This window comes from Streptomyces sp. MMG1121 (assembly GCF_001280015.1).
Lineage (GTDB): Bacteria > Actinomycetota > Actinomycetes > Streptomycetales > Streptomycetaceae > Streptomyces.
Map to the genome: position 1 here is coordinate 120,858 of NZ_LGDV01000251.1, position 12,829 is coordinate 133,686.

The 12,829-nt window shown below is 73.2% G+C and carries 12 protein-coding genes; 4 read left to right on the plus strand and 8 right to left on the minus strand.

The genetic code is table 11. From position 1 onward, the window contains the following. Window positions 1-195 precede the first annotated feature (195 nt). The 4 genes from ADK64_RS39005 to ADK64_RS48205 all read right to left on the minus strand — a co-directional run bounded on the left by ADK64_RS39005 (window position 196) and on the right by ADK64_RS48205 (window position 4,813). Entirely contained in the window at window positions 196-1,620 is a 1,425-nt protein-coding gene (locus tag ADK64_RS39005) for a GNAT family N-acetyltransferase (RefSeq protein ID WP_234384902.1), read from the minus strand. A gap of 192 nt (window positions 1,621-1,812) precedes the next feature. Next, window positions 1,813-3,396 (minus strand): alkaline phosphatase D family protein, encoded by a 1,584-nt coding sequence (locus ADK64_RS39010; protein WP_053666844.1) that lies wholly within the window; start codon window positions 3,394-3,396, stop codon window positions 1,813-1,815. Between the two features lie 137 nt (window positions 3,397-3,533). Further along, complete coding sequence (locus ADK64_RS39015; protein ID WP_053666845.1) at window positions 3,534-4,364, minus strand: alpha/beta fold hydrolase; 831 nt, start codon at window positions 4,362-4,364, stop codon at window positions 3,534-3,536. A gap of 143 nt (window positions 4,365-4,507) precedes the next feature. Then, window positions 4,508-4,813, minus strand: a complete 306-nt coding sequence (locus ADK64_RS48205; RefSeq protein WP_234384903.1) for a hypothetical protein — start codon at window positions 4,811-4,813, stop codon at window positions 4,508-4,510. Between the two features lie 564 nt (window positions 4,814-5,377). On the opposite strand from ADK64_RS48205, the gene ADK64_RS39025 reads away from it, so the two are divergent. Together ADK64_RS39025 and ADK64_RS39030 are read left to right on the plus strand one after the other, a co-directional pair. Beyond that, window positions 5,378-6,262 carry an RNA polymerase sigma-70 factor gene (locus ADK64_RS39025; protein ID WP_053666846.1) on the plus strand — a complete coding sequence of 295 codons (885 nt, stop codon included), beginning with the start codon at window positions 5,378-5,380 and terminating at the stop codon, window positions 6,260-6,262. A gap of 191 nt (window positions 6,263-6,453) precedes the next feature. Then, window positions 6,454-7,215 carry a GntR family transcriptional regulator gene (locus ADK64_RS39030; protein WP_053666847.1) on the plus strand — a complete coding sequence of 254 codons (762 nt, stop codon included), beginning with the start codon at window positions 6,454-6,456 and terminating at the stop codon, window positions 7,213-7,215. Window positions 7,216-7,277: 62 nt separating this feature from the next. Here the strand turns inward: ADK64_RS39030 and ADK64_RS39035 are convergent, their stop codons facing one another. Continuing rightward, window positions 7,278-8,435 carry an ROK family transcriptional regulator gene (locus ADK64_RS39035; RefSeq protein WP_053666848.1) on the minus strand — a complete coding sequence of 386 codons (1,158 nt, stop codon included), beginning with the start codon at window positions 8,433-8,435 and terminating at the stop codon, window positions 7,278-7,280. Window positions 8,436-8,526: 91 nt separating this feature from the next. Between ADK64_RS39035 and ADK64_RS39040 the strand changes: the two genes are divergently transcribed. Further along, a complete protein-coding gene (locus ADK64_RS39040) occupies window positions 8,527-8,877 on the plus strand; it encodes a hypothetical protein (protein ID WP_053666849.1) in 351 nt (116 codons plus the stop codon). A 41-nt stretch (window positions 8,878-8,918) separates the two neighbouring features. Beyond that, a complete protein-coding gene (locus ADK64_RS39045; protein WP_053666850.1) occupies window positions 8,919-9,359 on the plus strand; it encodes a hypothetical protein in 441 nt (146 codons plus the stop codon). Between the two features lie 5 nt (window positions 9,360-9,364). Here the strand turns inward: ADK64_RS39045 and mug are convergent, their stop codons facing one another. From mug to ADK64_RS39060, 3 genes are all read right to left on the minus strand, one after another. Beyond that, window positions 9,365-9,886 (minus strand): G/U mismatch-specific DNA glycosylase, encoded by a 522-nt coding sequence (gene mug, locus ADK64_RS39050; protein WP_267888606.1) that lies wholly within the window; start codon window positions 9,884-9,886, stop codon window positions 9,365-9,367. Window positions 9,887-9,924: 38 nt separating this feature from the next. Then, window positions 9,925-11,367, minus strand: coding sequence for an adenylosuccinate lyase (gene purB / locus ADK64_RS39055; protein ID WP_053666852.1), 1,443 nt, complete (start codon window positions 11,365-11,367; stop codon window positions 9,925-9,927). A gap of 204 nt (window positions 11,368-11,571) precedes the next feature. Next, on the minus strand, window positions 11,572-12,360 hold the full coding sequence (locus ADK64_RS39060; RefSeq protein ID WP_053666853.1) for an SGNH/GDSL hydrolase family protein: 789 nt from the start codon (window positions 12,358-12,360) through the stop codon (window positions 11,572-11,574). Between the last annotated feature and the right edge of the window lie 469 nt (window positions 12,361-12,829).

Sequence of the window (12,829 nt, forward strand, 5' to 3'; positions counted from 1 at the left end):
CGCGGCCCGGCCGCCGGCACCGGGCCGGCGGGGGTACGGGACCGGTGGCGGCCGGGGTGGGCCGGGCCGTGGTCCGTGGGGTGGCCGGTGCCGGGCCGCTGTCCGTGGGTGACCGGCGTCAGTCAGTGGGGGGCTGGGCCATCGTCCCGTGGCGATGGGTGCCGGTCCTGGCGGATCCGGATCGTGGCGGGGCCGTTACTCGCGGTGGGCCTTCTCGCCCAGCCGGGCAGGGATGTCGGCGTGATGGGGCACCGGCGCGTCCAGGCGGGCCGTGATGACCAGGGTGCCCTCCTCGATCTGGTAGTCGAGGGGGAGTCCGAGGCCGCGCATCGCGGCGACCATGCCGGTGTTGGACGCCTGCGTGACGGCGTACACGCTCGCGCAGCCGGCCTCCACGGCCATCGCCACGAGCCGGCCGAGCAACTCGGCGCCGATGCCGCGCTGCTGCCACTCGTCCTCGATCAGCAGCGCGACCTCGGTCTCGTCGCCGTCCCACAGCAGATGCCCGAGGCCGACGATGCGCCCCGAGGCGGTCTGCGCGGCCAGCGTCCGCCCGAAGCGCGGGCTGAGCAGGTGGTTCAGATAGCGGTCCGCGTCGCCGACCGGGCCGTGGTAGCGCAGGCCGAGGGTGCGCGGCGAGCACCGCTCGTGCATCGCCTTGGCCGCCGTCAGATCACCGGTGTCGACCCGGCGGACGGTGATGTCGTCGCCCTCGGGCAGTGTCAGCACGTCCTGGCCGCGCGGGATGCGCGGACCGAGCCGGTTGTCCAGCTCCACCAGCGCCCGGGCCCGCGCGAACTCGGTCGGGGTGAACGGCAGGTACGGCCGTTCCACCGTGAGCACCCCGCCCTCCGGCGCCCGCAGCCGCATCACGGTGTCCTCCAGCACGCCCTCGACCGGCACCGGCTCGGGCCCGTGGCCGCCGCCGACCGGAGCCCCGGGCAGCGAACGGATCGTGCACCGGCCCAGCAACTGGCGTAGCGCCAGCGGGAGTTCGGCGGCGTCCAGCGCGGTGCGGGCCGCGAGGCCCAGCACCCGGGTGGGGGCGTCGACCAGGTCGTGCGCGTCCGCCCGCTCGATCCAGGTGGACACGCCCCCGGCCAGCGAGACGGCCCGGGTCAGCTCGGCCGCCGGGAGCGCGCCCGGTGCCCGCAGCAGGAACTCGTCCACGGTGCCGTCGGCCAGCGGATGGGTCTGGAGGCTGAGGATGTCGACGCGCTGCCCGGCCAGTGCCGTGCACAGCGTCGCCAGCGAGCCCGGTTCGTCCTGGACGGTCGTGCGCATCCGCCACAGCGCAGTGGCCCCGGCCACGTCGTCCGTGGCGGCGGGCAGCTGCCCGGCGGGCCCGGCCGACCGCGTCTCGGCGGTCGGCCGGGTGCCGGTATCGTCGGCCGGCGGTGCGTGTCCGTGGCGCCGTGCCCACCAGGTGTGGAAGCCCGCCGTCGCGGCCAGCACGAGCGCCGAGATCACGAGCAGGGCGGGACCGTCGGGGCCGTGCCCGACCAGGTTCGCCACCGCGTCGGCGACCGCGACGGCCGTGAAGAGGGCGGCGAGTTCGACGAGGTCGCGCCGCCAGTGGTGCACGGGGCGTCCGTGCTTCGCCCGGGTCACATCGGACATCTCTGGAGTCATACACCCACTGTGAAGGAAGGGTGTTGCGTGATCACGAACGCCTTGTGACCGATGGGTAAAGCATGCTCCACGCCATTTGTCTAGTTTTCTACGATCCACTCGGGCCGCGCTCCGGGGGATGACGCCGTAGCGCGGCACGGTGTGAGGTGAAGCGTACGGGACCGGCGGCCCCGCCGCTGCCTACTGGCCGACCCGGCCCGGCTGGAGCGTCTGCGTGAACAGCACGGTGCCGTCGTACTCGCGCAGCCGGACCGTCAGTTCGCCGCTGCCGCCGTCGATGTCGACCTCGCCGAAGAACTGGTAGCCCTCGGCCGGCGACACGTTGGAGGCGGTCGGCGCCTTCACGAACACCCGGTCCGGGCCGAACGTGCCGTCCAGCGCGCTGGCCGGGAAGGCGCCGGCGTTGAGCGGGCCGGAGACGAACTCCCAGAACGGCTCGAAGTCCTTGAACGCCGCCCGGGAGGGGTCGTAGTGCTGGGCGGAGGTGTGGTGCACGTCGGCCGTCAGCCACACCGTGCCGGTGATCCGCCGGTGCTTGACGAAGCGCAGCAGCTCGGCGATCTGCAGCTCGCGGCCGAGCGGAGCGCCCGGGTCGCCCTGCGCGACCGCCTCGAAGTTCGGCTTGCCCTCGACCGGGTCGGGCACGACCAGGCCGAGCGGCATGTCGTTGGCGATCACCTTCCACACCGCGCGGGACTTCGCCAGCTCCCGCTTGAGCCACTCCAGCTGTTCGCGGCCGAGGATGCCCACCGGGTCGGTCGTCTGGTCGTCGGGGGAGTTGGCGTTGCGGTAGGTGCGCATGTCGAGCACGAACACGTCGAGCAGGGGGCCGTGGTTGACGACCCGGTAGATCCGGCCGTCGGGGCGTCCGCTGACCGTGGAGATCGGGAAGTACTCGGAGAAGGCCCGCCGCGAGCGCAGCGCCAGGTCGTCGAGCCGGGTGCCGGCCGGGTAGGGGGTGCCGGTGCCGATGACCTCGCCCGGGTACCAGTTGTTGCGGACCTCGTGGTCGTCCCACTGGATGATGTTGGGCACCTGGGCGTTGAACCGGCGCAGTGCCGCGTCCAGCAGGTTGTAGCGGAAGTTCCCCCGGTAGTCGGCCAGGGTCGTTGCGACGTGCGACTTCTCCTCGGTCGTGACGCTCCGGTAGACACTGCCGTCCGGCAGGGCGGCACTCGCCGCGATCGCGCCGTCGGCGTAGATGTTGTCGCCGCTGCACAGGAAGAAGTCCGGGTCGGTCTTCGCCATGGCGTCGAAGATCCGGTAGCCGCCGATGGACTCGTTGATGCCCCAGCCCTGTCCGGCGAGGTCGCCCGACCACACGAACTTCACGCCGTGGCGCCGCCGGACGGGAGCCGTGCGGAAGGTGCCGGTCACCGGTTCGCCGGTGCGGCGCGGGTCGTCCGGGTCGGCGAGCAGAACGCGGTAGTGGATCTGTTCGCCCGCGGGCAGGCCGTGCAGCCGGGTGGTGCCGGTGAAGTCCGTGCCGGAGCCCAGCAGCGGGCCGTGCCATCGGCGCGCGTTGCGGAAGGACTCGGTGGCAGTGGTCTCCACGATCATCCGGGCCGGCCGGTCCGAGCGCACCCACACCAGACCGGAGTCGGCGCTCACGTCGCCCGCCTGCACGCCCCAGCCCGCCCGGGGGCGCCCGGAGCGGGCGAACGCCGGGGCCGCGCCGAGGCCTACGGGCAGGGTCAGGGCCGCCGACGCGACGAGGGAGCCGCGCAGCACGCCGCGGCGGTCGGGGAACGGACGGTCTGACATGGCTGCGCCTCCAGGGACGGGATCCGGCCGGTGTGCACGGCCACACCTACGGGGGCGTCGCGGCGCGCACGGAAACCCGAAGTGAACAACGGCCCGTGGGGCAGGGGTTCGTGCGCGCGGCCCAGGTCGGCCGCCGGTCAGCTGCTGCCGTCCAGGATGACCCGCGCGACCAGCGCCGGGTCGTCGTTCATCGGACAGTGACCACAGCCCGGCAGCCGCACCAGACGGGCGTGCGGCATCATCTGCTTGGCGCGCACGCCCTGCCGGCGGACGAGGATCCGGTCCTGGGTGCCCCAGCCCACGGTGACGGGCAGGCCCGACAGATCGTCGGTGAACCGGATCGTCCGGCCCGCCCGCAGGGTCGCGTCGAAGCCGGCGGACCCGACGAGAGCCAGCGTCTCGGCCACCACGGCCTCGGGCGCGCGGCGCGCGGGACGGGCGTAGATCGTGCTGGTCAGCGCCGTCCGACCGGCCGTCGTGTGCGACAGCCGCTCCACGAGCGGCAGCGGGAGCCGCTGGGCGATGGTCCGCATGGTGAGCAGCACCGCGAAGGCGTACCGGCGCTCGGCCTCGCTCCAGAACCCAGCGGGGGAGAGGGCTGTGACGGACCGTACGAGCTTCTCCCGGCCAAGCTCCAGGGCGAGCAGACCGCCCAGCGAGTTGCCCGCGATGTGCGGGCGGTCCAGGTCCAGTGCCTCGAACAGGGCGCCGAGCACGGCGTTGGTGGCGGGCAGGGTGTAGTCGAGGCCGTCCGGCAGGGCCGGAGAGGCGCCGAAACCGGGCAGATCGACGGCGATCACGTCCCGCTCGGTGGCGAGGATGTCCACGACCGGGTCCCAGGCCTGGCGGTGGTGGCCGATGCCGTGCAGCAGGACCAGCGGCTCGCCGCGCCCCACGCGCGCGTAGGACACGGTCACGTCCTTTGGGCCGTGCGGGCCGGGTACCTGAAAGGAGACGGTGGCGGACATGGGGAGTGCTCCTCGTCTGGGCGCTGACGGGCGGTCTGGGTGCTGCGGGACGGTCCGAATGCCGGCGGACGTCGTAGACAGCTTGTCAGCAATTACTACCGGCCGGTAGCCCCCGGGGGTGTTCCCGGAGGGTTCCCCAACGGTCAACCCGCCCGGCGCACCTCGATGTTGAAGTCCGCGCTCCCGGGGTTCCGGAACATCGTGGGCCACAGCAGCAGGTACGTCTCCACCGCCCGTGCCGTCCGGATCCCGCCCAGGTCCAGCACCCGCTCCGCCGGCCGGCCGAACTCCCCGGACAGCGCCGTCACCTGCGCCTTGGCCCTGGAGTCGTCGCCGCTCACGAAGTGGCCGTGCGCGCCCGGCACCCGCCCCGGGTCCACCATCACCCGGCAGTCGACCGTGTCCGGCGTGTTCACCACGCGCGCGTGCGGAAAGGCCTTCACCGTCATCGACGTGGTCCGCGTGACCGAGGTTCACCACGCGCGCGTGCGGAAAGGCCCGCTGGATCCGCTCGCCCACGTTGTCCGAGTCCACCGGGTCCAGCCGCGGCTGACCGTCCTCAAAGGGCAGCGGATCGCAGACGTCCACCAGCACCTTGCCGTCGGGGTGCTGCGCGCGGCTGCCCGCAGGGCATCGAGCGCCACCGGGCCGCCCACCGCGTTGACGACCACCTCGGCCGCCGCGGCCGTCTCCGCGGACGTGCCCGCGCGGGCACGGCCCGCCACGGCCCACTCCGCCGCCACCGGATGGCCCTTGGTGGGCGGCCCGAGGGTCACCTCGTGGCCCCGCTCCACCGGCCGGCCGGCCGGTCGGCCGGCGTGCGGCCCACCCCGCCCGTGCCCGGCACCCCGTACCGCGTCGGCCGCCTCCCGCTCACCGGCCGCCGGCCCCCGACGGCCCGCGGTCCTTGTGATCCGGACCAACCCCGGACGGGCCGATTCCGGCGGCGGCGTCCGGCGCGTGTCGGCGGGGGCGGGACAGGACGCACGGGGCGCGTGTCCGATGATGGAACAGTGAGCGCCGACACCGAGACCGACGTCTTCGAAGAACATCGGCCCCTGCTCATGGGGGTCGCCTACCGCATGCTCGGCCGGGTGGCCGACGCCGAGGACGTGGTCCAGGACACCTGGCTGCGCTGGTCCCGCGACGACCGTGCGGAGGTCCGCGAGCCGGCCGCCTACCTGGTGCGCATCACCACCCGGCTGGCCATCGACCGGCTGCGCCAGGTGCAGGCGCGGGGCGAGGCGTACGTCGGGCCGTGGCTGCCCGAGCCCTACGTCACCGAGTCGGGCGCCACCGTCCCGGACGCGGCGGACCGCGCCCTGCTCGCCGACAGCGTCTCCTTCGCCGTGCTCGTCGTCCTGGAGTCGCTGTCCCCGCTGGAGCGGGCCGTCTTCGTGCTCAGAGAGGCGTTCGGCTACCCGTACGCCGAGATCGCCTCGCTCCTCGACCGCGGTGAGGCGGCGGTACGGCAGCTCGCCGGGCGGGCTCGCCGGCACGTCGACGAACGGCGGCCGCGCTACGAAGTCGACCCGGCCCGGCGCCGCGAAGTCACCGAGCGCTTCCTCGTCGCGGCGTCCGACGGCGACCTCGACGGACTCATGTCCCTGCTCGCCCCCGACGTCCGCCTGGTCGGCGACAGCGGCGGCAAGGCCAAGGCCCCGGCGCGGATCGTGCACACCGCCGACAAGGTCGGCCGCTTCCTGGCCGCCGTCGTACCGCAGGCTCCGGCGGAGACGTCGTACCGCTTCGTGGAGGCCAACGGCGGCCCGGCCGTGCTGGTCCTGGCGGGCGGCGAGCCCGACAGCCTGTTCCAGCTGGAGATCACCGACGGCCGCGTCACGACCGTGTACATCGTCCGCAACCCGGACAAGTTGCGGCACCTCGCCGCCCGCTGACCCAGGCGCGGCCGCGCGCGTACGAACGCCTCGTGAACGCTCTGCGGCAGGACGCCCGTGCGTTCCCCAAGGGATCGAGGATTGGTCTTGACCAAGGGTGAAGGCGGCCCTATGGTCGCAGAGAAGTGCAACAACCTTTAATAAACAAGGGCGCTAAAAACCGCCGGACCACGGCTCTCGCGGAGGACAGGGTGGGGACCACTCAGCTGGAATCGGTGCCGGAACCGAAGTACTGGCATCTCAAGACCGTACTCAGCGAGGCACTGGACTCCGAGTTCTCGGTCGGTGAGATCCTGCCCAACGAGCGTGACCTCGCCGCCCGCTTCGGCGTGGCCCGCGCCACGCTCCGCCAGGCGCTCGAACAGCTCGAACTGGAAGGCCGGCTCCAGCGCCGCCGCGGCGTCGGTACGACCGTGGCGCCGCCGCGCGTGGGTGTGGCCGTCGGCACCGAGCAGCACGCCTGGCCGGGCGCCGCCGGTGACGCCTGGCAGCCCGTGGACTCCGAGCAGGCGGCACCGCCCGCCGCCGTCGCCGCCACCCTGGAGACCGGCGCCGGTCAGACCGTGCACACCGTGCGCCGCACCCGGATGTCCCACGGCCAGCGGGTCGCCACCGAACTGCTCTACATCCCGGCGGCCGCGGTGCCCGACCTCACCGCGATCGACGCCCCGTCCGGCCCGGCACGCGCGCGTGCGGTGCTGCGCGAGCTGCAGCACCTGGCCCTGGAGGGACAGGACCGCTCCGTCGAGCTGGGCTCCGCCCGCGCGGACGACGCCAGGGAACTCGACCGGCTCCCCGGTTCGCCCGTCCTCGTCGTCACCACCCGCTTCGTCGCCGAGGGCCGCACCGCAGCCCTGTCCGTCGCGACCTACCGCGCCGACACCTGCCGGCTGACCTTCGGCGACTCGGCCGGCGTGGAAATACACCACGACCCGGAGCGCCAGGCTTCCTGACCGCTCCTGCACCTTCCGGACCCGCAGCCGCACGGCGACCCGCGCCCGTCTACGCGCACCGCTCACCGACGGGCCGTCACCGTACCGTCAACCGCGAACAATTGTTCCTCGACGTGGTCGAGAGCCAGCCGTAGCGCCCCCGTGGCCACAGCCGCCTCACCCAGCACGGACAACGCCACCTGAGGCGGCCGCAGGCAGTAGCGGGCCAGTTCACGGCGCAGCGGCTCCAGGACGCCGTCCAGACCGGCCGCCCAGCCACCGATCACGACCAGTTCGGGGTCGAGCGCCAGCACCAGCGCGGCCACGTCGTGCACAAGCCGCTGGATGTACCGCTCGACGGCGGCCCGCGCCCGCTGGTCGCCCTCGCGCGCCAGCGCGAACACCTCGGCGACCGCCTGCTCGTCCAGCGGGTGCAGCGGTTCGTCGGTGGTGGACAGCAGCGTCTCCGGGGTCGCCTCCCGGCCCAGCAGATGCAGCGCGCCGATCTCCCCGGCCGCCCCGCCGTAGCCCCGGTGCAGCCGTCCGCCGATCAGTGAACCCGCGCCCGGGCTCAGCCCGGCCAGCACGAACACCACGTCGTCGGACTCGGTCGCCACGCCCTTCCAGTGCTCGGCGACGGCCGCCGCGTTGGCGTCGTTCTCCACGAGCACTGGGCACCGGAAGGACCGGCTCAGCCGCTCGCCCAGCTGGAGGCCGCTCCACTGCGGCAGCGCCGTGCTCAGCCGTACCGTGCCGCCGGCCTCCACGATGCCCGGCGTGCCCACGCCGACCGCCCGCAGCGAGCCGCGCGCGACGCCGGCCCGGCGCAGCAGCTCGGCGACCGCGCCGCGCAGCCGGTCCAGGCGCTCGTCCGCCGGGGCCGTCTCGTCGACCTCCTTGGCCTGTGTGCCCAGCACCCGCCCGTCCAGGTCGGACAGGAGCGCGGCGACCCGGTGCGGGCCGATCTCCAGGCCCAGCAGATGCCCCGCCTCGGCCCGGAACCGGAACCGGCGCGCGGGCCGCCCCTGACGGCGCGCGGTGCCCTCGTCGGCCGCCGTTTCCACGACGAGCCCGCCCTCGATGAGCCCTTCGACGACGCCCTCGACCGTCGGCCGGGACAGTCCGGTGACCCGGGTGATCTCGGTGAGCGTCGCGCAGTCCGTGGCGCGCAGCGCGTGCAGCACCACCGCGGAATTGATCCTTCGCAGCAGCGAGGGATCGCCGCCGGTCAGCTGCGCCACCGTCCGTCCTTCCAGCTCGCGGGGGTGTTGGGCGGATCGTACTCGCCGGGCGCACCCCCGGCGAGTACCGGGTCGGGGCCGGTGGCCGACGGTGCCGGCCGTCGGCCTCCGCACCGCACTGGTGACCCTGCCGGTCGGCAAGGCCGTCCTCGGCGCCTCCGGGCCGACGTGGACCGAGGGCCTGTGCGGTGTCGTCGGCTGTTGCCTCCAGCTGACCCTGATGCCACTGTTCGTGATCGGACGCGCGGCGGTGCTGCGCAACGGCGTCGCGACCCTGTCCGTGCTGGTCCCGTTCGTGCTGGTCCCGTTCGTGCAGATCGTGTCCTTCGTCGTCGGCGACCTGTCCGGCGGCATCGCCGACTTCCTGCCCGACCGGGCCGGTCATGTGGCCCTGCACAGCGGCTGGGAGGGCGCCTGGAGCCTCGACCGGAAGGACGCCTGAAGGCCCGCCGGTTGTCAGTGCCGCCCGCTTTACTGGATCGCATGGACATCACGAACCACCTTGCTGTGATCGACCTTCTGTGCGACCGGGAGTTTCCCGCGGAGCACGGCAGGACGGACGACGGCACGGGCGGACCCGGGTACCTGATAGCCGAGTTACAGACCAGCGGTGATTTCTACGACGACGGCGGCAGCGAGCGGGAGGAGACGGAGGCGCAGTACGAGGCGGACCGGGACGCCCTCGGGGAGCGGCTCGCCGAACGGTGGGGGCCGGCCGACGCGTTCAGCCTGTCCAGCGCCTTCGAGCGGACCATGACGGAGGAGGACATCGACGAGCCATGGGCCACGCTTGCCTCGCACGTACCCGATGTGCACCTGTGGAAGGCGCCGACGGGCCGCTGGGTCGCCCTGGGCGTGTCCCAGTGGGACGACGAACTGCCGTTCCAGCTGCTGGCGGTGGTCACGACCGTGGACCCGCCGTGACCCGGCTAGGCCGAGGCGGCGACCCGCAGCCGGGCGAACTCCTCCGCCATCGTCGCCGCCGTCCAGTGCGCGTTCAGCCCGCTGGGATTGGGCAACACCCATACCCGGGTCTCCCCGAACGTCCGCTCCTGCGGCCCCACTTGCGCCGCACGGTCACCGAATGCGGCCCGGTACGCGGTCACCCCGACCACGGCCAGATGGCTCGGCCTCAGCCGCGTCACCTTCGCGGTGAGCAGTCGCCCGCCCTCGGCGTACTCCTCGGCGGTCAGCTCGTCGGCCCGCGCGGTCGCCCGCGCCACGACGTTCGTGATGCCGAGCCCGTACGACAGCAGCTCGTGCTGTTCCGCCGGCTTCAGCAGCCTCGGCGTGAAGCCGGACAGGTGCAGCACCGGCCAGAAGCGGTTGCCGGGGCGGGCGAAGTGGTGGCCGGTTGCGGCCGTCATCAGCCCCGGGTTGATACCGCAGAAGAGCACCCTCAGGCCGTCCGCGACGACGTCCGGTACGAGACGGTCGCGGGCGGCCTCCAGGTCCGCCTTGCTGAAGCGGGGTGGGCGGGGAGCGCCGGTCAGAGGATCGCTCCGGGGGTGTATCCGGCCGCCGCGGGGTGCTGCTTGACGATCTCCTCGATCCGGCCGACGACGACACCGACCTGGTCGGCGGCGGCACCGGTGAAGGACAGCTTGTCGGCCATGAGGGCCGCGAGCTGCTCGCGGTCCAGCGGGAGGCGCTCGTCGGCGGCGAGCTTGTCGAGCAGATCATTGCGCTCGGCGCCCTGCTCGCGCATCGCGAGCGCGGTGGCCACGGCGTTCTCCTTGATCGCCTCGTGCGCGACCTCACGGCCGACCCCGGCCCGCACGGCGCCCATGAGCACCTTGGTGGTGGCGAGGAACGGCAGATAGCGGTCCAGCTCACGGGCGACGACCGCCGGGAAGGCGCCGAACTCGTCGAGCACGGTCAGGAAGGTCTCCAGCAGACCGTCCAGCGCGAAGAAGGCGTCGGGCAGGGCCACTCGGCGCACCACCGAGCAGGACACGTCGCCCTCGTTCCACTGGTCGCCCGCCAGCTCGCCGGTCATCGAGGCGTAGCCGCGCAGGATGACCATGAGGCCGTTGACACGCTCGCAGGAGCGGGTGTTCATCTTGTGCGGCATCGCCGAGGAACCGACCTGGCCCGGCTTGAAGCCCTCGGTGACCAGCTCGTGCCCGGCCATCAGCCGGATCGTCTTGGCCAGCGAGGACGGCGCCGCCGCCAGCTGCACCAGCGCGGTGACGACCTCGTAGTCCAGCGAGCGCGGGTAGACCTGGCCGACGGAGGTGAAGGCCTGTGCGAAGCCCAGGTGCCCGGCGATCCGGTCCTCCAGCTCGGCGAGCTTCGCCGCGTCGCCGCCCAGCAGGTCCAGCATGTCCTGCGCGGTGCCGACCGGGCCCTTGATGCCGCGCAGCGGGTAGCGGGCAAGGAGCTCCTCGACCCTGCCGTAGGCCACGAGCAGCTCGTCGGCGGCGGTCGCGAACCGCTTGCCGAGGGTGGTCGCCTGCGCGGCCACGTTGTGCGAGCGGCCGGCCATGACCAGCTCTGCGTAGTCGCCCGCCAGCTTGCCGAGGCGCGCCAGTACGGCGACCGTGCGGTTGCGCATCAGTTCCAGCGAGAGCCGGATCTGCAGCTGCTCGACGTTCTCCGTGAGGTCACGGGAGGTCATGCCCTTGTGCACGTGCTCGTGCCCGGCGAGGTCGTTGAACTCCTCGATCCGCGCCTTCACGTCGTGCCGGGTGACCTTCTCGCGCTCGGCGATCGAGGCCAGGTCGACGGTGTCGAGGACACGCTCGTAGTCGGCGATCGCCTCGTCCGGCACCTCGATGCCGAGATCCTTCTGGGCCCGCAGCACGGCGAGCCAGAGCTGCCGCTCCAGCTTCACCTTCTGCTCGGGCGACCAGAGCGTGGCGAGCTCTGCGGAGGCGTAGCGTCCGGCGAGGACGTTCGGGATGCGGGGCTTGGCGGGAGCGGAAGTCACGTGACCGGATTCTACTGGCGATTCCTGCAGCTCAGCGCCACCAGGGTGTTCGTCGGAAGCTACGAGAGCATCGCGGTCGGGTCCGCCGGCCCGTCCGCGTGACGCAGCTGCGGCGCGCACCAGCAGGCCAAGGGCCCGGTCGGCGGCCCGCACCCGTGGATACGGCCCCGGACGTCGATCACGCGCGTGGTCAGGACCGTGAGGTTACGCCGGACCCTCGTACGGCAGCAGCTCCGGACGCTTGGGCGGGCGGCCGTCCCCGGAAGAGCGGCCGGTCAGGCGGCGGCCTATCCAGGGCAGCAGATGCTGTCGGGCGAAGCGCGCGTCCGCGATCCGCCGGGCCGGCCAGTCCGGCGGGGGAGTGGCCGGCGGCGGTACCCGCCACTCGGTGTCCTCCGGCTCGTACCCGAGCGTCTGCCACACCGCCTCGGCGACCCTGCGGTGCCCCTCCGCCGTCAGATGCAGCCGGTCGACGTCCCACAGCCGGGGGTCGCCCAGCGCGGGCGCGCCGTACAGGTCGACGACGACCGCACCGTGCTTCGCGGCCAGCTCGTCCACGCAGGCGAACAGCTCCTCCATGCGCGGCCGGAACCGCTCCAGCACCGGGCCCTGACGGCCGGGGCTGCGCATCAGCACCAGCTGTCCGCAGGCCGGTGCCAGCCGCTCCACGGCCTCGGTCAGCAGGCCCTTCACCCGGCCCATGTCGCACTTGGGCCGCAGGGTGTCGTTGAGGCCGCCGACCAGCGTGATCACGTCGGCGTTCATGGCCGCGGCCACGTCTACCTGCTCGTCGACGATCTGCCGGATCAGCTTGCCGCGCACGGCGAGGTTGGCGTACCGGAAGGCCTGGGTGCGGGCGGCCATCCGCGCGGCGAGCAGGTCGGCCCAGCCCCGGTAGGAACCGTCGGGCAGCAGGTCCGACATGCCCTCGGTGAAGGAGTCGCCGACCGCGACCAGGCTGCTGTACGGGGGAGATGCGGGATTCGTCTGCATGGCGTCAGCGATGGTATCCCGCTTCCATACCCGCCGGTCGGTCGCCCTGGATCCCCCCGGGGGCGGGGCAGGCCCGAGGAGGGAGAGAGATCCGACGGCGCCGGTTCCGGCCCGGCCGACCCGGGCCGCCCGGCTCCGCTCGCCGGACCCAGCCGGACCGCCCGCTGTGCCCGTCCCGTGCTATCGGCCGGTCCCGCCAGCCGGATCCCGCCAGCCGGATCCCGCCGGATCGCTCGTCGCACCCGTCCCGTTCCACCGGCCGGTCCCGGCAACCGGATCCAGCCGGATCGCCCGCTGTTTCCGTCCGGCCCCATCGGCCGAACCCTCCGGTCCCGTCTGCCGGGTCCAAGCCGGTCCCTCCGGTCCCCCCGGATCCAGCCGGTCCCGCCTGAACCCTGACAGGCTCACGCAGGCCGCCCGAACCGTCGGAGGGTCACACGGGCCGCCCGAACCGCCACAGGGTCACACG